The 20,642-nt window shown below is 68.6% G+C and carries 17 protein-coding genes; 9 read left to right on the top strand and 8 right to left on the bottom strand.

Translation table 11 applies throughout. From position 1 onward, the window contains the following. Window positions 1-52 precede the first annotated feature (52 nt). Window positions 53-712 carry a hypothetical protein gene (locus ACGFIF_RS13035; RefSeq protein WP_393154453.1) on the top strand — a complete coding sequence of 220 codons (660 nt, stop codon included), beginning with the start codon at window positions 53-55 and terminating at the stop codon, window positions 710-712. A 75-nt stretch (window positions 713-787) separates the two neighbouring features. Here ACGFIF_RS13035 and ACGFIF_RS13030 read toward each other — a convergent pair whose 3' ends face one another. The 6 genes from ACGFIF_RS13030 to ACGFIF_RS13005 all read right to left on the bottom strand — a co-directional run bounded on the left by ACGFIF_RS13030 (window position 788) and on the right by ACGFIF_RS13005 (window position 7,526). Further along, window positions 788-2,065 carry a thymidine phosphorylase gene (locus ACGFIF_RS13030; RefSeq protein WP_393154452.1) on the bottom strand — a complete coding sequence of 426 codons (1,278 nt, stop codon included), beginning with the start codon at window positions 2,063-2,065 and terminating at the stop codon, window positions 788-790. Next, window positions 2,062-2,469, bottom strand: coding sequence for a cytidine deaminase (locus ACGFIF_RS13025; RefSeq protein ID WP_393154451.1), 408 nt, complete (start codon window positions 2,467-2,469; stop codon window positions 2,062-2,064). The genes ACGFIF_RS13030 and ACGFIF_RS13025 overlap by 4 nt, the downstream gene beginning before the upstream one ends. 4 nt (window positions 2,470-2,473) lie before the next feature. After that, window positions 2,474-3,736, bottom strand: coding sequence for an ABC transporter permease (locus tag ACGFIF_RS13020; protein ID WP_393154450.1), 1,263 nt, complete (start codon window positions 3,734-3,736; stop codon window positions 2,474-2,476). Next, window positions 3,733-4,842, bottom strand: coding sequence for an ABC transporter permease (locus ACGFIF_RS13015; protein ID WP_393154449.1), 1,110 nt, complete (start codon window positions 4,840-4,842; stop codon window positions 3,733-3,735). The genes ACGFIF_RS13020 and ACGFIF_RS13015 overlap by 4 nt, the downstream gene beginning before the upstream one ends. Next, a complete protein-coding gene (locus ACGFIF_RS13010; RefSeq protein WP_393154448.1) occupies window positions 4,842-6,353 on the bottom strand; it encodes an ABC transporter ATP-binding protein in 1,512 nt (503 codons plus the stop codon). Before ACGFIF_RS13010 ends, ACGFIF_RS13015 begins: the two co-directional genes overlap by 1 nt. Before the next feature lie 117 nt (window positions 6,354-6,470). Further along, on the bottom strand, window positions 6,471-7,526 hold the full coding sequence (locus ACGFIF_RS13005; RefSeq protein ID WP_393154447.1) for a BMP family protein: 1,056 nt from the start codon (window positions 7,524-7,526) through the stop codon (window positions 6,471-6,473). Between the two features lie 233 nt (window positions 7,527-7,759). Between ACGFIF_RS13005 and ACGFIF_RS13000 the strand changes: the two genes are divergently transcribed. Further along, window positions 7,760-8,947, top strand: coding sequence for an amidohydrolase (locus tag ACGFIF_RS13000; RefSeq protein ID WP_393154446.1), 1,188 nt, complete (start codon window positions 7,760-7,762; stop codon window positions 8,945-8,947). 44 nt (window positions 8,948-8,991) lie between these two features. Here the strand turns inward: ACGFIF_RS13000 and ACGFIF_RS12995 are convergent, their stop codons facing one another. Further along, window positions 8,992-10,572, bottom strand: coding sequence for a methylmalonyl-CoA mutase (locus tag ACGFIF_RS12995; RefSeq protein WP_393154445.1), 1,581 nt, complete (start codon window positions 10,570-10,572; stop codon window positions 8,992-8,994). 202 nt (window positions 10,573-10,774) lie between these two features. Between ACGFIF_RS12995 and ACGFIF_RS12990 the strand changes: the two genes are divergently transcribed. The 3 genes from ACGFIF_RS12990 (at window position 10,775) to ACGFIF_RS12980 (ending at window position 16,173) form a co-directional block, all read left to right on the top strand. Next, entirely contained in the window at window positions 10,775-11,917 is a 1,143-nt protein-coding gene (locus tag ACGFIF_RS12990; RefSeq protein ID WP_393154444.1) for a glycosyltransferase family 4 protein, read from the top strand. After that, window positions 11,914-13,020, top strand: coding sequence for a glycosyltransferase (locus tag ACGFIF_RS12985; protein WP_393154443.1), 1,107 nt, complete (start codon window positions 11,914-11,916; stop codon window positions 13,018-13,020). Before ACGFIF_RS12990 ends, ACGFIF_RS12985 begins: the two co-directional genes overlap by 4 nt. A gap of 108 nt (window positions 13,021-13,128) precedes the next feature. After that, a complete protein-coding gene (locus tag ACGFIF_RS12980; protein ID WP_393154442.1) occupies window positions 13,129-16,173 on the top strand; it encodes a hypothetical protein in 3,045 nt (1,014 codons plus the stop codon). Between the two features lie 44 nt (window positions 16,174-16,217). Here the strand turns inward: ACGFIF_RS12980 and ACGFIF_RS12975 are convergent, their stop codons facing one another. Further along, window positions 16,218-17,033, bottom strand: coding sequence for an MBL fold metallo-hydrolase (locus ACGFIF_RS12975; RefSeq protein ID WP_393154441.1), 816 nt, complete (start codon window positions 17,031-17,033; stop codon window positions 16,218-16,220). Window positions 17,034-17,296: 263 nt separating this feature from the next. Between ACGFIF_RS12975 and sdhC the strand changes: the two genes are divergently transcribed. From sdhC to ACGFIF_RS12955, 4 genes are read left to right on the top strand one after another with little or no spacing between them, the layout of a single operon-like run. Further along, entirely contained in the window at window positions 17,297-17,629 is a 333-nt protein-coding gene (gene sdhC / locus ACGFIF_RS12970) for a succinate dehydrogenase, cytochrome b556 subunit (RefSeq protein ID WP_393155464.1), read from the top strand. 1 nt (window position 17,630) lies between these two features. Then, window positions 17,631-18,089: a succinate dehydrogenase hydrophobic membrane anchor subunit gene (locus tag ACGFIF_RS12965; protein WP_393154440.1), complete on the top strand. Its 459-nt coding sequence runs from the start codon at window positions 17,631-17,633 to the stop codon at window positions 18,087-18,089. A 13-nt stretch (window positions 18,090-18,102) separates the two neighbouring features. Then, window positions 18,103-19,845: a succinate dehydrogenase flavoprotein subunit gene (sdhA, locus tag ACGFIF_RS12960; protein ID WP_393154439.1), complete on the top strand. Its 1,743-nt coding sequence runs from the start codon at window positions 18,103-18,105 to the stop codon at window positions 19,843-19,845. Continuing rightward, window positions 19,845-20,549 (top strand): succinate dehydrogenase iron-sulfur subunit, encoded by a 705-nt coding sequence (locus ACGFIF_RS12955; protein ID WP_393154438.1) that lies wholly within the window; start codon window positions 19,845-19,847, stop codon window positions 20,547-20,549. Before sdhA ends, ACGFIF_RS12955 begins: the two co-directional genes overlap by 1 nt. Window positions 20,550-20,642: the final 93 nt, after the last annotated feature.

Below are 20,642 nucleotides of genomic sequence, written 5' to 3'. Positions count from 1 at the left end.
GGCCCGAAACGTTCTGATGCTCTCGGGGTGAGAAGCCGGACGGAGAAGAACCGTGAAGCGGACTGCGCCAGGCGTCGCCGCCGTGATGACCGCGCTGTTGCTCGGCGTGACCGGGTGCGGGAACGACGCCGGAGCCTCGACCGGCACCCTGCAGACGCCCTCGGCAACCAAGGGGCCGGCGGCCGCGCGGGACAAGGCGGCGAAGAACACGCTGGCCGGCCTGGTCGTGCTGCCGCGCGGCTACATCGCCGATCCGCGGAGTACCAGCGGTGCATTCACCGCCACCACGTTCCTGGGCAATTGGTCTGCCGACCCTGCTCTCGATCGGGCGCTGTTGCTCAACGCCGGCTTCGTCGAGGGGTATCGCGCCAGCCGGTTGAGCCCGGACAAGAAGAAGCGGTTCACGGTGCAGCTCTTCAAGGCCGCGAGCCCGGCCAAGGCGAAGACCTTGCAGCAAGGCTTCTGGAGCCAGGACACGCACGAGAAGAGCTTCGGCGTACCGAACGCCTTGAGTGACGCGCGGGTCCAGTACGACGGCGGCACCGGCCAGTCCGAGGCGGTCGCCGAGGTCAGCTTCGTCGTCGGCTCCCTCGTCGCCGAACTCACCATCCGCCAGACCGGTGCCCTGGGCACCGACCCCCGCCCCGACACCGCCCTCCTCAAAACCCTCGCCACCCAACAAAAGGCCCGCCTAACCACCCGCTCAAGCTGAACTCAGCCCGCCCCGCGCGGCGGAGGGGGTGCGAGGCGTCGACCACGACATCTGGCACCAGGACCGCGCGCACTGTCAGGCGGTGATTCGGTCGATGATCAGAGGGGTCGGGGTGTACGACGTGGAGACCTCTACCGCGTCGGTCAACGACTCCAGGGCTCGGGGGAAGCGGGTTGGGTCGTCGGTGTGGAGGGTCAGGAGTGGCTGGCCTTCGACCACCTGGTCGCCGGGCTTGGCGTGCAGCTCGACGCCGGCGACCGGGGAGACCGGGTCCTCCTTGCGGGCGCGGCCGGCGCCTAGGCGCCAGGCGGCGACGCCGACGGCCAGGGCGTCCAGCTTCGACAGGACTCCGGAGGAAGGCGCTGGTACGACGTGTTGCTCGGGCGCAACCGGGAGTTCGGCGGACGGGTCACCGCCCTGGGCCGCGATCATGCGTCGCCAGGCGTCCATCGCCGTACCGTCGCGGAGCTTCTCGGCCGGGTCGACATCCGTCACTCCCGCGGCCGCCAGCATCTCCACGGCCAGAGCGACGGTGAGCTCGACGACATCCGCCGGGCCGCCGCCGGCCAGGACCTCGACCGACTCGCGCACCTCCAGCGCGTTCCCGGCCGTCAGCCCGAGCGGGACGGACATATCGGTGAGCAAGGCAACTGTCTTCACCCCGGCATCGGTGCCGAGCGCAACCATCGTCTCGGCCAGCTCACGGGCGTCGGCGAGCTCCTTCATGAACGCGCCGGAGCCGACCTTCACGTCCAGCACCAGCGCGCCGGTCCCCTCGGCGATCTTCTTGCTCATGATCGAGCTGGCGATCAGCGGGATCGCCTCGACCGTGCCGGTCACGTCCCGCAGCGCGTAGAGCTTCTTGTCGGCCGGCGCCAGCCCGTCACCGGCGGCGCAGATCACCGCGCCGACGTCCTCCAGCTGACGCATCAACTCGTCGTTGGACAGCGCGGCCCGCCAGCCCGGGATCGACTCGAGCTTGTCCAGCGTGCCGCCGGTGTGGCCGAGGCCGCGCCCGGACAGCTGCGGTACGGCGACGCCGCAGGCCGCCACCACCGGGGCCAACGGCAACGTGATCTTGTCCCCGACGCCGCCGGTGGAATGCTTGTCCGCGGTCGGCCGGGACAACCGGGCGAAGTCCATCCGCTCGCCGGAGGCGATCATCGCCGCGGTCCAGCGGGCGATCTCCCGCCGGTTCATCCCGTTCAGCAGAATCGCCATCGCGAGTGCGGACATCTGCTCGTCGGCGACGTCGCCCCGGGTGTAGGCGTCGATCACCCAGTCGATCTGACCGTCGCTCAGCTCGCCGGAGTCCCGCTTGGTGCGGATCACGTCGACGGCGTCGAAGCTCACTTCTCCTCCAGAGACTCCGGCCCGAACGCGTCGGGCAACAGCTCGCGCAACGGCCGGATCCCGGTCGTTGTCTCAAGCAACAGTTCGGCACCACCGTGTTCGTGCAGCAACTGGCGGCACCGGCCGCACGGCGCCAGCAAGTCCCCGTGGCCGTTCACGCAGGTGAACGCGACCAGCCGCCCGCCGCCGGTGTTCATCAGCTCCGACACCAGCCCGCACTCGGCGCACAGTCCCAGCCCGTACGACGCGTTCTCGACGTTGCAGCCGGTCACGACCCGCCCGTCGTCGACGAGCGCCGCGGCACCGACCGGGAAATGGGAGTACGGCGCGTAGGCCCGTCCCATCGCTTCGACCGCCGCCGACCGGAGCGCCGGCCAGTCGACGGTCGAAGCATCGTCCGGCACGGCGCTAACCCGCCTGACCGCGTCGATATCGGAGCCCGTCGGCAGCAGGCATCCGGAGCCGCTGTGAGGCCAGCCCGAGCACCAGCAGGGTCGTCACGTACGGCGTCATCCGGGTGAAGTCGGCCGGGACGGCATCGGTGGTGAAGAACCAGATCGCGAACACGATCGCGATCGCCAGCGAGGTGGCGGCGGCGATCTTCTGGCCCCGGCGGAACTGCAGGACGGCGACGCCCAGCAGGATGATCGCGACGATGATCAGCAGCGCGTGCACCGCCTCACCGCCGGCCCGGAGCTGGAGCGCGTCGGTGTAGCCGAACAGCACCGAGCCCAGCACCAGGCCGCCCGGGCGCCAGTTGCCGAAGATCATCGCGGCCAGGCCGATGTAGCCGCGGCCGCCGGTCTGCCCGTTCTGGTAGATGCCGGACGAGACCAGCGCTATGAAGGCACCACCGGCGCCGGCGATGGCGCCCGACGTCAGGACGGCGATGAACTTGTAGCGGTAGACGTTGACACCCAGGGTCTCGGCCGCGACCGGGCTCTCGCCGCAGGACCGCAGCCGCAGGCCGAACGACGTACGCCACAGCAGCAGGGCACTTCCGACGATCATGACGATCGCCAGGATCGTCATGGTGGACAGCTCGGTGGTCACCGCGGCGACCAGCGAGGCGAGGTCGGACACGATGAACCAGTGCTTGGCCTGCAGGTCCATCATCGCTTCCGAGATGCCGGGAATCGTGATCGACAGTGGAGCGTCGAGCGGTGGCGACTGGGTCGGGCCACCACCCTGCAGACCGGAGAACCAGGTGTCGGCCAGGAAGGCGGCCGTACCGAGCGCGATGATGTTGATCGCGACACCGGACACGATGTGGTCGACGCCGAAGACCACCGTCGCCAGCGCGTGCAGCGCGGCGCCGATCATGCCGAAGATCATCGCGCCGACGATGCCGGTCCACGGGCCGTACCAGTAGCCGAAGTACCCGGCGCCGATGGTGCCGAGGATCATCATGCCCTCGAGGCCGATGTTGACCACGCCGGCCCGCTCCGACCACAGACCGGCCAGCGCAGCCAGGGCGATCGGGACCGAGGCGTTGACCGCCTCGCGCATGGTGCCGGCCGAGTCGACCTCGTGCGCTCCGGTCAGCACCCGGACACCGGAGAGCAGCGCGAGGCCGACGAGCAGCCAGATCCAGATCCTGAGCCGCCGCCGCTGATCGAGTGGCGCGGACGGGGCTCCGGCGGGCCGGAGCTCTTCGGGAGCAATCGTCATCGGGTCGCCTCCGGGGTCGCGTCGGCCGGGGCCGAGCTACTGAGTTCCGCTGCCACCTGCCGTTGTTCGAGTGCGTTGCGGTACCGGCGTACCACCTCGTAGGCGATGACGACGGCGAGCACGATGACGCCCTGGCTGATCGCCACGATGTCCGGCGACACCCGCGCGTTGATCTCGAGCAGATTGCTCTGCTCGGTCAGGTAGGAGAACAGCAGCGCGCCGAACGCGATGCCGATCGGGTTGTTCCGGCCGAGCAGTGCGACCGCGATCCCGGCGAAGCCGATCCCGGCCTGGAACGTCGTACCGTAGCTGTGCGAGCTGCCGAACAGCAGCGGCAACCCGATCAGGCCGGCCACCGCGCCCGAGATCATCAGCGAGACGACCACCATCCGCCGTACGTCGATGCCGCTGGCAACGGCCGCGCTGGCCGAGGTACCGGTGGCCCGCAGGCTGAAGCCGAACTTCGACCGGTTCAGCAGGACGGCGTACGCGATCCCGCCGAGGACGGCCAGCAGGGCGAGGCCGAGCAACTCGTTCGGAGCCCCTGGCAACAACGGAATACCGGCCACCCAGCTGTCCTGCGGGATCTCCTGGGTGGCCAGGTTGCTGCCCGTCTCCACACCGACCTGGCGGAGCAGGTACGCCGTGAGCGAGACCGCGATCGCGTTCAGCATGATCGTCGAGATCACCTCGCTGACGCCACGGGTGACCTTCAGCAGGCCGGCGATGGACGCCCAGAGCGCGCCGGCCGTCATCGCCAGCACGATGGAGACCAGCACGTTGAGCGGTCCCGGCAGCCAGCCCTGGGCGGCGAACACCGCGGCGGTGAAGACCGCCACCTGGTATTGCCCCTCGACGCCTATGTTGAACAGGTTCATCCGGAACCCGATCGCGGCGGCCAGGCCGGACAGGTACAGGATCGACGCGTTGTTCAGGATGTTGATGACGTTGCGCTCGGCCGGCACGGAGAAGATCGTGCTGAGGAAGCCGGAGACGGAACTGCCGGCGGCCAGCAGGATCAGGCAGGTGATCACCAGGGAGACGACGATGGCGAGCACCGGCGCGGCGAGCGCCAGTCCGATCCGGCGCAGGTCGAGCTTGCCCATCACTCCTCTTCTCCGGCACCGGTCATGGCGGAGCCGAGCTGCTCCGGGGTGACTGTGTCAGGGTCGAACTCACCGACCAGCTTGCCCCGCAGGATCACCTGGATCTGGTCCGACAGGCCGATCAGCTCGTCCAGGTCGGCGGAGATCAGCAACACCGCCAGCCCCTGCCGCCGGGCCTCCCGGATCTGGTCCCAGATCGCGGCCTGGGCGCCGACGTCCACACCCCGGGTCGGGTGGGATGCGATCAGCAGCACCGGGTCGCCGCTCATCTCGCGGCCGACGATGAACTTCTGCTGGTTACCGCCGGACAGAGCCCGGGCGGTGGTCTCGATCGACGGCGTTCGGACGTCGTACTGCTCGACGATGCGCTCGCTGTCCTTGCGAGCACCGGACTTGTTGATCCACGGTCCGCGCGAACTCGGCGACCGGTCCTGGTGACCGAGGATCCGGTTCTCCCAGAGCGGGAAGTCCAGCAGCAGGCCATGCCGCTGACGGTCCTCGGGGATGTACCCGATGCCGGCGTTGCGCCGGTCCGCCGTGCTCCAGTCGGTGATGTCCTTGTCGCCGAGCCGAACCTGCCCGGAGGTGGCGGGCCGCATTCCCATCACCAGCTCGACGAGCTCGGTCTGACCGTTGCCTTCGACACCGGCGATACCGAGCACCTCGCCGCGGTGGATGCGCAGCGACACGTCGTCCAGCAGGTTCCGCTCTCCCGCACCGGCCAGGGTCACGTTCTCGAGGGTGAGCTGGACGTCCTCGGTGACGGTCGACTCCTCGGTGCTCGGCGACGGCAGCTCCGAACCCACCATCAGCTCGGCCAACTGGCGCGCGCTGACATCCTTCGGATGCACCGACGCGACAGTGGTGCCGCGCCGCATCACGGTGACGTCGTCGGCGACGGCAAGCACCTCGTCGAGCTTGTGCGAGATGAACAGCAGCGTGTAACCCTGGGCTTTCAGCTCGCGCAGGTTGCCGAAGAGCGCGTCGACCTCCTGCGGCACCAGGACGGCAGTCGGCTCGTCCAGGATGATGATCTTCGCGCCACGGTAGAGAACCTTCAGGATCTCGATCCGTTGCCGATGGCCCACACCGAGGTCCTCGACCAGATCATCCGGCGACAGGCCGAAGCCGTAGGTGTCGGAGAGTTCCTTGATCTTGGCCCGGGCCCTGTCGCCGATACCGTGGAGCTTCTCGGCGCCCAGGACGACGTTCTCGACCACGGTGAGGTTGTCGGCGAGCATGAAGTGCTGGAACACCATGCCGACACCCTGCTTGATCGCATCGGCCGGCGAGTGCAGCACGACCTCGTCGCCATTGATCTCGATCGACCCCTCGTCCGGCTTCTGCACGCCGTACAGGATCTTCATCAAAGTCGACTTGCCGGCGCCGTTCTCACCCACCAGGGCGTGCACGGTCCCGCTCCGGACCTCGATGTCGACGTCGTGATTGGCCACCACGCCGGGAAAACTCTTGCCGATTCCCCTCAGCCGGACGGCCATCGTCTGAGTCATGGTGTCGATGTCACACGCTCCCAGATCTCCTGCGGCGACCCCGTTGTCGCCGGGACGAGCCTCGGGCCCGGGCCAGAACGCTACCGCGTCACCGGCCCGAGCCCGAGATTTCAGTCGTCAGAGTTTCGACGGCGCCGTCAGCTCGCCGGAGACCAGCTTCGCCTTGTACTCCTCGATCTTGGGCGCGATGTCGTCGACGAAGCCACCGCTGGTGGCGTACCCGACACCGTCACGCTTGATGTCGTACAGGTCGAAGCCGGCCTTGGTGGTGCCGTCCTTGAACATCTTCACGTAGTCGAAGACGGCGACGTCGACCTTCTTCAGCGACGACGTCAGGATGCGCTTCTGCTGTTCCGGGGTCGCGGTCTGGTACTGGTCGGCGTCGACGCCGATCGCCCAGGTGCCGTCCGGCTTCGTGGCAGCAACGTCGAACAGGCCGTTGCCGGACAGGCCCGCGGCGTGGAAGACGACATCTGCACCGGCGTCGTACAGCGCCGTCGCAGCGGTCTTGCCGCCGGCCGGGTTCGCGAACGCCTTGGCGTCACCCTTGTCGGACAGCCACTTCATGTCGACCGTGATGCTCGGGTCGACGGCGGCGACCCCGGCCTTGTACCCGGCCGCGAACGGGTCGATGATCGGCCCCCGGACACCGCCAATGAAGCCGACCTTCTTGGCCTTGGACTTCAGGCCCGCGGCGACACCGACCAGGAACGAGCCTTGCTCGACCGAGAACACCAGGTTGGTGACATTCGGGGCTTCGCCGAAACCGTCGACGATGGCGAACTTGATGTCCGGGTACTCCTTGGCGACCTTGACGACCTCTTCGGTGTAGACGAAGCCCACGCCGATGATCGGGTTGAAGCCTGCCTCGGCGAGGGTGCGCAGCCGCTCCTCCTTCGCGGAGTCGGGCTCCTCCTGGCCGGCCTCGGCCTCCTCACAGGTGGCGTCCAACTCGTCCACTGCCTTTTTCACACCCGCTGCGGCGAGGTCGTTGAAGGACTTGTCGCCGCGACCGCCGATGTCGTAGGCCAGGCCGATCTTGGGTCCCGCCCCCGACTTGTCAGCGCACAGCTCGTCGCTGGCGGCGGCACCGGGCTCTTCCTTCTTCGCGCAGCCGGCCACCACCAGCGCCACGGTGACGGCAAGAGCCGCCAGCTTCGTCGTGTGCCGCAAGATGCCTCCTCGATCCAGATCGCCCCGTGCAGGCGTTCGCAGCGACACCATAGACCCGGGCAGACCACCCAGCCACTGACAATGCGTGACTGAAATGCTCGTTACTCAATCGTAGTTTCCACCGTGACGCTCAGCCAGAATCCCAACGCGTCGGGTGAGCTGCACCTGACCGGATCCGTCCGGTCTCGGAGCCTGGGACAGGCGTCTCGCCGACCGAATGCGAGAATCGCGCAATGACGATTTCGCAGCAGGTGCTGCTCAGTGACCTGCAGACTCGGGTCGCCGCGGCTCAGGAAGAGATCGTGGCGGTCCGGCGCGACCTGCACGCCCACCCGGAGCTCGGCTGGCACGAGGTGCGGACGACCGAACTGATCCGGAAGCGGTTGGTGGCGGCCGGTCTGTCCCCGGAGGTGCTGCCGACGGGCACCGGTCTGATCTGCGACATCGGCTCCGGCGACACCTGCGTCGCTCTCCGTGCCGACATCGACGCCCTGCCCGTGCCGGACGGTGTCGACTCGCCCTTTCGTTCCACCCAGGAGGGTGTCGCGCACGCCTGCGGCCACGACGTCCACACCGCCGTTCTGCTCGGCGCGGCGATGGTGCTCGCGCGGATGGCGGCCGACGGCCTGCTGAAGCACCGGGTCCGGCTGATCTTCCAGCCGGCCGAGGAAGTGATGCCCGGCGGTGCACTCGGAGTGATCGCGGCCGGCGGGATGGACGGCGTACGGCGGATTTACGGCCTGCACTGTGATCCCCGGTTGCCGGTCGGCCAGGTCGGCCTCCGGGTCGGCGCACTGACCGCCGGTGCCGACCGTATCCTGGTCCGGCTGGCCGGCGCCGGCGGCCACACCTCCCGGCCGCACCTCACCGGCGATCTCGTCTACGCCCTCGCCACCCTGGTCACCGAGATGCCGGCCGCGCTGTCCCGCCGGGTCGACCCGAGGGCCGGCATGTCGCTGGTCTGGGGCCGCATCACCGCGGGCTCGGCCGCGAACGCGATCCCGGCCCGCGGCGAGGCCGAGGGCACCCTGCGCTGCCTGGACGTGAACGCCTGGAAGCTGGCGGGCGACCTGATCCCGACGCTGGCCGGGCAGTTGATCGCCCCGTACGGCGTCGAGGTGAGCACCGAGGTGACCCACGGCGTACCGCCGGTGATGAACGACGCGGACGCCATCGGTGTGCTGAAGCGCGCCGTCGAGCTGTCCGCCGGGCCCGACGCGGTGGCGTCGACGGATCAGAGCCTGGGCGGCGAGGACTTCGCCTGGTATCTCGAGCACGTCCCGGGCGCGATGGCCCGGCTGGGCGTCCGTGCGCCCGGCGTGGAGAATGCCGCCGATCTGCATACGCCGGGCTTCACGGTGGACGAGGACGCCATCGGCCTCGGAATGATGGTGCTGGCGTCCTGCGCCCTGCTGGACTGAACGGATCCTGCGCTAGCGGTCGGGCGGTCCAGACCAGCCGAGAATCAGAAGGTGTCGGCCGGCACGTACACGCCCCACACATCGCGCAGGGCGTCGCACACCTCTCCCACCGTGGCCCGGGCCAGCAGTGCCTTCTTCATCGGGTAGAGGCAGTTCTCCGACCCCCGGGCCGCCGCCTGCAGTTCGGCCAGCGCCTCGTCCACTGCGGCCTGGTCGCGCTCGGCCCGCAGCTTGGCCAGACGCTCGGTCTGCTGGGCCTCGATGGTCGGATCCACCCGGAGCGGTTCGTACGGCTCTTCCTCGGCGATCTTGAACTTGTTCATCCCGACCACGACCCGCTCGGCCGAGTCGATCTCCTGGGCGATCAGGTACGCCGATCGCTCGATCTCCTGCTTCTGGAAGCCCTTCTCGATCGCGGCGACGGCACCGCCGTACTCCTCGACCTGGTCCATCAGCTCGAGCGCGGCCGCTTCCACCTCGTCGGTGAGCGACTCGACGACGTACGAACCGGCGAACGGGTCGACGGTCGCGGTCACGTCGGTCTCGTAGGCGAGCACCTGCTGGGTGCGCAGCGCGAGCCGGGCCGCCTTCTCGGTGGGCAGCGCGATCGCTTCGTCGTACGAGTTGGTGTGCAGGGACTGGGTTCCACCCAGTACGGCGGCCAGGCCCTGGATCGCGACGCGGACGAGGTTCACCTCGGGCTGCTGCGCGGTGAGCTGCACACCGGCGGTCTGGGTGTGGAACCGGAGCATCAGGGACTTCGGGTTCTTGGCGCCGAACTCGTCCCGCATCACCCGGGCCCAGATCCGCCGGGCGGCGCGGAACTTCGCCACCTCCTCGAGCAGCGTGGTCCGGGCGACGAAGAAGAACGACAGCCGCGGCGCGAACTCGTCCACGTCCAGCCCGGACGCGACCGCGGCCCGGACGTACTCGATCCCGTCCGCGAGCGTGAACGCGATCTCCTGCGCGGGCGTCGCGCCGGCCTCGGCCATGTGGTAGCCGGAGATCGAGATCGTGTTCCAGCGCGGCAGTTCCGCTTTGCAGTAGGCGAAGATGTCGCTGATCAGCCGCAGCGACTCCTTCGGCGGATAGATGTAGGTGCCGCGGGCGATGTACTCCTTGAGTACGTCGTTCTGGATCGTGCCGGTGAGCTTGTCACCGGCGACCCCCTGCTCCTCGGCGACCAGTTGGTAGAGCAGCAGGAGCACCGATCCGGGCGCGTTGATCGTCATCGAGGTGGACACCTGGTCCAGCGGGATCTTGTCGAACAGCACCCGCATGTCGTCGATCGAGTCGATCGCCACCCCGACCTTGCCGACCTCGCCGTGCGCGATCGGGGCGTCGGAGTCGTAGCCCATCTGGGTGGGCAGGTCGAAGGCGACGGACAGGCCCATGGTGCCGTGGTCGATCAGCTGGTGGTACCGCTGGTTCGACTCGGCCGCGGTCCCGAAACCGGCGTACTGGCGCATCGTCCACGGCCGCTCGGTGTACATCGACGGGTAGACGCCGCGGGTGAACGGGAACCGCCCCGGCTCGCCCAGCTTCGCGTCCGGCTCGAACCCGTCCAGCGCCTCCGGCCCGTACACCGGCGCGAATTCGAACCCCGACTCACTCCGATGGCTCATCCTCCAAAGGTAGGCCGAACCACCCCACCACTGGTATGCACCAGGGTGGTGACATCCAGCACCCTGTGTGACGACTCCCACAGTTCGCGTGGCACTAACCAAACACCGCCGGGTGGCTACCTGAAGGACACTTCACGTCCGTGCACGCGTCGACAGGGAATCGACGCGGTGTCACGAGAGTGTCGCCGAGGGTTCATGCGCGGTGGGGAACGTTCGGACCGTGCGCATCGTGATGGTCGCTGAGTCCTTCCTGCCGCAGATCAATGGCGTGGCGAACACGGTTCGCCATGTCGCCGACCGGCTGCTCGCCCGTGGGCACGAGCTGCTGATCATTGCCGCCGGCCCCGGTCCCGACACCTACCGCGACGTGCCCGTACTGCGGGCCCGCAGCTTCGGGATCCCGGGATACAAGGAGTTCCCGGTCGGTCTGCCCGATCCGTCGATCGAGCGGGCGATGGCCGAGTTCAGGCCCGACCTGGTCCATCTCGCCTCGCCGTTCATCATCGGCGCCTACGGACTGCGCAGCGCGCGCAAGCTCGGCCTGCCGACGGTCGCCATCTTCCAGACCGACATCGCCGGGTTCGCCCGCCAGTACCCCTGGTTCGCGGCCGCCGATCGCGGTGTCTGGCGTTGGGTACGACGGGTGCACTCACGAGCCGACCGCACGCTCGCACCGTCGACCGCATCGGTCCAGCAACTCGTACAGGGCGGCGTACCGCGGGTCCATCTGTGGGGTCGCGGCGTGAACCTGGACCTCTTCGATCCCCAGCATCGCGACGAGGACTGGCGCCGGGAGATCGCTCCGGACGGCCAGCCGATCGTCGGGTACGTCGGCCGGCTGGCCGCGGAGAAGAAGGTCCGCCGGCTGGCCGAACTGACCGACCTCGACTGCAGAGTGGTCATCGTCGGAGACGGTCCGGATCGCGCGTCACTGGAGTCGGCGTTGCCTAAGGCAACCTTTCTCGGGATGCGCCGGGGCGCTGACCTGGCCGCGATCTTCGCCGGGCTGGACGTGTTCGTGCACACCGGCGAGCACGAGACGTTCTGCCAGACCATCCAGGAAGCGCAGGCCTCCGGGGTCGCCACCGTCGGTCCGGCCGCGGGTGGTCCGCTCGACCTGATCCGTCCGGGCGACAACGGACTGCTGTTCGAACCAGGGCAGCCGGGCTCGTTACGCAACGCGGTCAAGACCCTGCTCGACCACCCCGCCGCCCGGAGCCGGATGGCGGCCAACGGACTGCAGCGGGTGCAGAGCCGGACCTGGCCGGCGGTGGTCGACGACCTGGTCGACCGCCACTACGCCGAGGTCCTCCGCGAGGCCGCGGCCATCCGGCGCGTCGCATGAGCACACTGAGGATCGCCCAGCTCGCCAACTTCGTCGGGCCGACGTCCGGCGGGATGCGGACCGCGATCGAGCACCTCGGCCAGGGGTACGCCGACGCGGGCGCGGAACGGATCGTGATCACGCCCGGCGACCGCGACACCGTGATCGAGACCGAGGCCGGCACCGTGATCCGGATGAAGGCACCGAAGGTCGGCGGCGGCTACCGCCTGATCACCGATCCGTGGAAGGTCATCGACACCCTCGAGCGGTTCCGGCCCACCACGGTGGAGATCTCGGACAAGTCGACGTTGCTGCCGGTGGCGCGCTGGGCGCGTCGCAATGACATCGGCTCGGTGCTCTTCAGCCACGAGCGACTCGACGCGATGCTGTCGCTCCGCACGGGCCGGCAGTTGGGTGTCGCGGCCGGCGTCGGTGCGCTCTACAAGCTCCTCAGCCGGACGTACGACGCTGTCGTGGTGACGTCCCGTTATGCGGCCGCCGAGTTCGACGAAGTGACCACACCACTGGTCCGGATCCCGCTCGGCGTCGACCTGCACACGTTCCACCCGTCCCTGGCGGAGCCGGTGGACGACGGCGTACTCAAGCTCGTCCACGCCGGCCGCCTGTCCCGCGAGAAGAGCCCGCACCTGGCCGTCGCCACCGCCGCCGAGCTCCACCGCCGCGGCGTGCGGATGCGGATGGACGTGTACGGATCCGGCCCGCATCTCGACGAGCTGATCGCGATCGCGGGCTCGGCCCCGGTGACGTTCCACGGCTACGTCGACGGCCGCCGTACCCTCGCCCGCCACCTCGCCGAGGCCGACATCGCCTTGTCCGTCTGCCCCGGCGAAACCTTCGGCCTCGCGGTGCTCGAAGCCCTAGCCTCCGGTACGCCGGTAGTCACCGCCAACACCGGCGGCGCCCGCGAGCTGGTCGACGAATCCTGCGGCCGCTGGGCCCCCGCCACCCCAGCCGCCCTCGCAGACGCCGTACTGCAACTCGCCCAGCTCCCCAACCGCAGAGCCGCGGCCCGCCAACGAGCCGAGCTCTACGACTGGGAAACCTGCGTCCACCGCATGCTGGCCCTGCACAGCCGCCTGGCCCAGTCCCGCCTGGCCGCCTGATTGCACAAAGCTGCAACGGGGTTGCGGTGAAGACCGCAATCGCGATACTTCTTGCCTTTCTCGCCGGTGTGTCTCGGGGCGCGCCGGAATCCCCTGCCTGGAGATTTGATGCGCCGCGCCCGCACGCCTGCCCTGTCCCGTCCTGCCCTCTTCCGCTCTGCCCTGGCCGCCGCTCTCGCGGCCATCACCATCCCCTTCCTCGCCCACGCCGCCTTCGGCGACGAGTCGGTCGCTGCCCCCGCCGCCCAGGTCTTCCCGACCCGCCAAGGCATAGGTGTCACCTGGAACGACGTGGACGCCTCCGGCTACCGAGTCGAACGCAAGCAGGGCACCGCCGAGTGGCAGGACCTCAGCGGTCCCCTGACCGACTCGACGACCACCTGGATCGACGAGTCGATCGCCGCCGGCGCCACCGCCGACTACCGCGTCGTCGCCACCTCCGACACCGACCCGGCCACCAGCCCCGAGGTCAAAGCCACCCGCGCCGCCGAGGCTCCGGCGGTCGGCGACATCGACGTACTGGCCCTCGACGCCAACCGCAGCGCCGGATTCACCTGGCTGCAGAACCAGACCGAGGGTCCGGTCACCGCGTCTGCGCCGGCCGATGGGACCCGCACGTTGACAGCTGGTTCGCTCACACTGAAGATGCCTGCGTTCCTGGCTGGTCCCGGCTACTACGAAGTGCCGATCGAACTCACCCAAGGCGACCGTACCTGCGTGACCACCGGCGTCTTCCGCGTTCGGGCGCTGACCTACACGCCCGACCTGCAACTCGAGACGTTCACGACGTCTCTCGGCGCCTCCTGCCCGGGAACCGCGAGCACCGCGGTACTCGAGATCCGGTACAAGAGCACCTTCGGTTACAGCCTGCTGTCCGTCACGCCGGAGAAGCTGGAATTCGGTCGCGTCCTGGTTGGCAGCGCCAAGAGCCTGCCGCTCACGTTGACGAACACCGGCACCGAGCAGTTCCGCTTCTCCAACATGTACCTGCGCGTCGGTACCGAGTGGAAGCTGAGCAACGACTGCGGGCAGTTCCTTGCGCCGGGCGCGTCCTGCACCCCGACCCTGACATTCGAGTCGACCAACAGCTACGGCTACGGAGACTTCTCGGACCAGCTGTGGATCTTCGAGTCCAACTCGCCTCGGGTGCGCACCGTCGACCTCGTGGCCACCTCGGTCTCCCTGCCCAAAGCACCGCAGGCGCCGGCCGTCCTGCCCACCTACCGCGGCGTCACGATCGCGTGGCCGGCGTGGAAGACCGCGGGCGGCACGTCGGTGCGCGGGTACTTCATCCATCGCTACCGGAACGGTCAGGAGACCACCCAGTGGATCGAGCCGGACCCGTACGGGCGATCGATGGTCTGGTACAACGAAATCTCGCCGGAGGCGGGCACGGAGTACGCACTGTCGGTGGTCAACGAGATCGGGGAGGGACCGGTGAGCCCGCGCGCCGTATCGTCCCGTCCGACGCAACAGGTCGCTCTGACCGACGGCCGGCCGAGTGAGCTGATGGCAGCCGGCCTCGGGGGGTACGTCGTTCCGCTGGGGCTCCGCGACTCCGTCACGCCGAAGGAAGCGCTGGCCGCCGCGCCGGACGGGCGGGCGGTTGCGTACGTGACGACGAACTACGAGAAGAGCCTCTGGACTCAGCGCCTCGAGCCGAGTGGAATCGGTGACCCGGTCGAGCTATGGACCTCACCGACCCGGGCGGCGATCACCCACCTGTCCTGGTCTCCGGACGGCACCCGGATCGCCTTCCAGACGCCGGAGAACGGGATGCCATGCGTCTACGTGATCCCTGCGGCCGGAGGCGCGGCAGAGAAGATTGCCTGTGACGTGACCAGCCCGAGCTGGATGCCGGACGCGCGGACGTTGGTAGTGGTCGACCGCCGGTTCGACGGTGACGACCGGTTCACCCGGATCCAGGCAGCTGCGGGCGGTGCGCGACTGGCGATCCTGCCGGCAGCTATGGCCGCGGCGGACGGTATGCCGGTCCGCGTCTCGCCGGACGGCCGGCTGGTCGCGTTCGGCTCCGACCGATACATCAAGTTCGTCGACTTCACCTCGAACAAGGTGCTGTCGAGCCTGCCGCTCGACACCACGGTCCGCTCCATCAGCTGGAATCCGGACGGCCGCACGCTGCTGGCGCTGAGCGGGAACGACCAGATGTTCCGGCTCGACAGCGACAACCTGGGTCTGGAGCCTAACCAGCTCGCAAACGACTACCACGAGGGTCAACGGTTCGACATCGCGTGGCAGCGCCTCGGGCCGACGATCGCGCCGACACCCGCTGTCGTCGGTCCACAGGCCTCCATCGCGTTCGACGGCTCCGCGCTGCAGCCGGGCACGAAGTTCATTTGCTCTGCGGGATGGTCCGCGGCGACCGCGTGCACCTCGCCGTACGTTGCGACGAACCTGTCGACGGGTGAGAACACCGTGGTGGTCACGGCCACCGAGCCCGACGGGCGGGTGACGAAGGCGTACCGGACCGTCACTGTCGACGCGACCGGGCCGGTGGCTCAAATGACGGGGCCGGGGTATCAGTCGTCGGTCGCCGCGACGGCGACGCTGACGGTGTCGGCCACGGATGCCAGCGGGGTCGCGTCGTACGACGTGCGCTACCGCCGGGCCACGTCTGCCGGGCCGTACGGCGCTTATGTGCAGCCGTGGACGAATACGACCGCGACGTCGATGAATCTCGCGGTCGCGGCCGGGTACGAGTACTGCGTTTCGGTGCGGGCGAAGGACAAGCTCGGGAACGTCGGCCAGTGGAGTCCGGAACGTTGTTTCTCCCGGCCGCTCGACGACCGGTCGTTGACGTTGGCCTCGACCGGCTGGGTCCGGGCGACCGGGTCGACGTTCTACTTCGGCACGACGACGCAGACGACGGCGTACGGCAAGTCGTTGACGCGGACCGTGCAGGGCAAGCGGTTCTTCCTGATCGCCACCCGGTGCCCGACCTGCGGTTCCGTCGCGGTGTACGCCGGCAACAGGTACCTGACCACGGTCAACCTCGCCTACCCGACCACCCATCGTCAGGTCGTGCTCGGCCTTCCGGTCCAGAGCACGCTCTTCAGCGGCACGCTGAAGTTCGTCTCTGCCTCCAGTGGCAAGCTCGTCCAGATCGACGGGCTCGCGGTCGGCCGGACCTGACCGGCTGCCCGGACGCCCCGGTTGCAGGGGCGTCCGGGCACAGCTCAGGTCAGGTGGTCGTAGTCGCCTCGGGTCCAGGCGGCGTGGCGGTCGGCGGAGCGGCGGACGATGGCTTTGGCGTCGACGGGGATGACGGAGCCGAAGTTGTTGTAGAGGCGGTCGTAGTCGAAGACGTCGAGGGAGCGAGCGACCCGGTCGACGACCGCGCCGGACAGCGGGATGCGGTTCGGGTAGCTGCGCATGAAGCTGACCGACGTGCGGTCCGGGTTGGCGAAGACGGTGTCGCCGGACAGGATCACGCCCTTGCCGTCGGCACCTTCCGCCCAGTGAATGACCGCGCTGCCCGGGAAGTGGCCGCCGGGCTGGATCACGGTGATGCCCGGGAGCGGGGTGAGTTTGCCCGACCAGGTCTTGATCACCGGGTCCTGCCGGGCCACCCATTCGGCGTCCGCCTCGGAAACGTAGACCGGTACGTTCCCGAGCCGGTGACTCCACTCGACCTGGACGCCGTACATGTGCGGGTGGCTGGCAATGACCCCGACCACTCCGCCGAGCTCGCGCACCCGCCGTACGGCGTCGTCGTCGACGAACCCGATCGGGTCCCAGAGCAGGTTCCCCTCCGCGGTCCGCACGAGCATCGACTGCTGCCCGATCCCGGCCGGCGGCTTCGACGTGATGCCGTACAGCCCCGGCTCCACCTCCTCGATCGCCACCGTCGTACCGGCGGCGGCCAGCTCGTCGAGCGTCGTCCAGTGCTGACCGTCGGCGGGCACCCACTGGCGTTCGTCGGCGCAGATCGCGCACACCTCGACCTGCTCGGAGTGCTCGACCGCACAGGTCGCACAGATCCAGAAACTCACCGTGTTCTCCCCTCGATGTGACCCGGGCGACATCCCAGGCCTGTCGGCAGTCTTGACGCTGAAGCCCGGTTGAAGTCAAGACGCGACCGATCTCACATCTGTCAGGACATTTTGAGTCTGAACACAGGACTAGCATCGAACCGGCCTGGTTTTCGCCCGGTCGAGCCGGTCGCGGCAGCCGCACGGCTCTCGGTCAGACGTCCGATCGGAGGATCGGTTTGCCCAGCAAACCAGCCGGCACGCTGTACCGCGGCCGGGAGGGCATGTGGTCATGGGTCGCGCACCGGATCACCGGGGTGGGGATCTTCTTCTTCCTCCTGGTGCACGTGCTGGACACCGCGCTGGTCCGGGTCTCCCCGGAGGCCTACAACGAGGTGATCGGCACCTACAAGAACCCGATCGTCGGCCTGCTCGAGGTCGGCCTGGTCGGGGCGATCCTGTTCCACGCGTTCAACGGCATCCGGCTGATCCTGGTGGACTTCTGGGCCCGCGGCCCGCGCTACCAGCGCCAGCTGATGATCGGCGTCGGCGTGGTCTGGGTGGTTCTGTTCGTGCCGTTCGTGATCCGGCACCTCACCCACGTCTTCGGAGGCTGAGATGTCCGAGATCGCGGCACCCCGGTCCAGCTCCCGCTCCCGCTCGCTGAAGGGCGGCGGCCGGAACCGGTCCGGTCAGACCAACTTCGAGCTGTACAGCTGGCTGTTCATGCGGCTGTCCGGGCTCGCCCTCGTCGTCCTCGTGCTCGGCCACCTGTTCGTGAACCTGATGCTCGGCGACGGCATCAACGCGCTGGACTTCGGATTCGTGGCCGGCAAGTGGGCCAACCCGCTGTGGCAGGTCTGGGACCTGCTGATGCTGTGGCTGGCGATGCTGCACGGCACCAACGGCCTGCGCACGATCATCAACGACTACGCCGAGAAGGACCAGACCCGGTTCTGGCTCAAGTCCCTGCTGATCACCGCGTCGATCGTGATCGTCGTACTCGGCACCCTGGTGATCTTCACCTTCGACCCCTGCCTGGACCCCAGCAGCACGCTGTCGGTCTGCAACAAGTAAGGACTGTGCTCAGATGCAACGGCATCAGTACGACGTGGTGATCGTCGGCGCCGGTGGGGCCGGGATGCGGGCCGCGCTGGAGTCCAGCAAGCGGACCCGGACCGCCGTCCTCACCAAGCTCTACCCGACCCGGTCGCACACCGGCGCGGCCCAGGGCGGCATGTGCGCCGCACTGGCCAACGTCGAGGAGGACAACTGGGAGTGGCACACCTTCGACACGGTCAAGGGCGGTGACTTCCTGGTCGACCAGGACGCGGCCGAGGTGATGTGCCGCGAGGCCGTCGACGCGGTCCTCGACCTGGAGAAGATGGGCCTGCCGTTCAACCGGACCGCCGAGGGCAAGATCGACCAGCGGTTCTTCGGCGGCCACACCCGCAACCACGGTGAGGCCGTCGTCCGGCGGTCCTGCTTCGCGGCCGACCGGACCGGCCACATGATCCTGCAGACGCTCTACCAGCAGTGCATCAAGCAGAACGTCGAGTTCTTCAACGAGTTCTACGTGCTCGACCTGCTGATGGTGAACGGCCGCTCCACCGGTGTCGTCGCCTACGAACTGGCCACCGGCGAGCTGCACATCTTCTCCGCCAAGTCGGTCGTGTTCGCCTCCGGCGGGTTCGGCAAGGTGTTCCGGACCACGTCCAACGCGCACACGCTGACCGGTGACGGGATGGGCATCGTCTGGCGCAAGGGCCTGCCGCTGGAGGACATGGAGTTCTTCCAGTTCCACCCGACCGGCCTGGCAGGCCTCGGCGTACTGCTGTCCGAGGCGGCCCGCGGCGAGGGCGGCATCCTGCGGAACAAGGACAACGAGCGCTTCATGGAACGGTACGCGCCGACCGTGAAGGACCTGGCGCCGCGCGACATGGTCGCCCGGGCGATGGCGAACGAGGTCCGCGAGGGCCGCGGCTGCGGCCCGGACGGCGCCTACGTGATGCTCGACCTGACCCACCTCGAGCCGGCCCACATCGACGCCAAACTGCCGGACATCACCGAGTTCGCCCGGACGTACCTGGGCGTGGAGCCGTACACCGAGCAGATCCCGGTGTTCCCGACCGCGCACTACGCGATGGGCGGCATCCCGACCAACATCAGGGGCGAGGCGCTGGCCAACAACGACGACGTGATCCCCGGCCTGTACGCCGCGGGCGAGGTCGCCTGCGTGTCGGTGCACGGTGCGAACCGGCTGGGTACGAACTCGCTGCTCGACATCAACGTGTTCGGCCGGCGGGCCGGGATCGCCGCCGCCGAGTACGCGGCGACCGCGGCCTTCGAGGACCTGCCGGACGCCCCGGAGACGTACGTCGTCGAACTCGTCGAGGGGCTGCGCAACTCCACCGGTCAGGAGCGGATCGCCGCGATCCGGGCCGACCTGCAGGCCACGATGGACCTGAACGCGCAGGTGTACCGGACCGAGGGCTCGCTGAAGCAGGCGCTGGTCGACATCGAGGCGCTCAAGGAGCGTTTCGCTCGGGTTGCCGTGCAGGACAAGGGGAAGCGGTTCAACACCGACCTGCTCGAGGCGGTCGAGCTCGGCTTCCTGATCGACCTGGCCGAGGTGCTGGTGGTGTCCGCGCTGGCCCGCAAGGAGTCCCGCGGCGGGCACTTCCGGGAGGACTACGACAAGCGCGACGACGTCAACTTCATGCGGCACACGATGGCGTACCGCGAGATCGATGCCGAAGGCAACGTGAACATCCGGCTGGACTACAAGCCGGTCGTGCAGACCCGCTACAAGCCGATGGAGCGCAAGTACTGATGGACGTCAAGGTCAAGATCCTGCGGTACAACCCGGAGGTCGTCGACGAGGCCGAGTGGAAGACCTACTCGGTCACCCTGCAGCCGACCGACCGGGTGCTGGACGCGCTGCACAAGATCAAGTGGGACCAGGACGGCACGCTGACCTTCCGCCGGTCCTGTGCGCACGGCGTCTGCGGCTCCGACGCGATGCGGATCAACGGCCGCAACCGGCTGGCCTGCAAGACGCTGATCAAGGACCTGAACCCGGAGAAGGAGATCACCGTCGAGCCGATCAAGGGCCTGCCGGTGCTCAAGGACCTGGTCGTCGACATGGAGCCGTTCTTCGACGCGTACCGCTCGGTGATGCCGTTCCTGGTCACCAGCGGCCACGAGCCGACCCGGGAGCGGATCCAGTCCCAGTCCGACCGGGACCGGTTCGACGACACCACCAAGTGCATCCTGTGCGCCGCCTGCACGACGTCCTGCCCGGTCTTCTGGTCCGACGGCCAGTACTTCGGCCCGCAGGCGATCGTCGGCGCCCACCGGTTCATCTTCGACAGCCGCGACGAGGGCACCGAGCAGCGCCTGGAGATCCTGAACGACAAGGAAGGCGTCTGGCGCTGCCGGACCACCTTCAACTGCACCGACGCCTGCCCCCGCGGCATCGAGGTCACCAAGGCGATCCAGGAAGTGAAACGAGCCCTGATCTTCCGCCGCGTGTGAGGCGGCCTGACCCCGGCGAAGCCGATCGGTCACGACGGGTAGGCGCACGGTGAACGGCGTCATCCTGATCGGCATCCTGGCCACGACTCCCGC

The sequence above is a fragment of the Kribbella sp. NPDC049174 genome, from assembly GCF_043197365.1.
Lineage (GTDB): Bacteria > Actinomycetota > Actinomycetes > Propionibacteriales > Kribbellaceae > Kribbella.
The sequence above is the reverse complement of the archived record's forward strand: the minus strand, read 5'-3'. Positions and strand labels throughout refer to the sequence as shown.